The sequence below is a fragment of the Klebsiella sp. 141251 genome (assembly GCF_050600725.1).
Classification (GTDB): domain Bacteria; phylum Pseudomonadota; class Gammaproteobacteria; order Enterobacterales; family Enterobacteriaceae; genus Klebsiella; species Klebsiella aerogenes.
This window is the reverse complement of record NZ_JAQIRG010000028.1, coordinates 1-515: the sequence shown is the minus strand read 5'-3', so window position 1 is coordinate 515 and position 515 is coordinate 1. Positions and strand designations below refer to the sequence as shown.

The 515-nt window shown below is 54.4% G+C and carries 1 protein-coding gene; it reads left to right on the top strand.

Annotated elements, in window-relative coordinates:
* Positions 1-515 (top strand): GTP-binding protein (locus tag PGR09_RS24500; protein ID WP_227511109.1); only part of this gene is annotated, 515 nt, incomplete at both ends.

Sequence of the window (515 nt, the reverse complement as noted above, 5' to 3'; positions counted from 1 at the left end):
CACGTAGACTGCCCGGGCCACGCCGACTATGTTAAAAACATGATCACCGGTGCTGCTCAGATGGATGGCGCGATCCTGGTTGTTGCTGCGACTGACGGCCCGATGCCGCAGACTCGTGAGCACATCCTGCTGGGTCGTCAGGTAGGCGTTCCGTACATCATCGTGTTCCTGAACAAATGCGACATGGTTGATGACGAAGAGCTGCTGGAACTGGTTGAGATGGAAGTTCGTGAACTGCTGTCTCAGTACGATTTCCCGGGCGACGACACTCCGATCGTTCGTGGTTCTGCTCTGAAAGCGCTGGAAGGCGACGCAGAGTGGGAAGCGAAAATCATCGAACTGGCTGGCTTCCTGGATTCTTACATCCCGGAACCAGAGCGTGCGATTGACAAGCCGTTCCTGCTGCCGATCGAAGACGTATTCTCCATCTCCGGTCGTGGTACCGTTGTTACCGGTCGTGTAGAGCGCGGTATCATCAAAGTTGGTGAAGAAGTTGAAATCGTTGGTATCAAAGA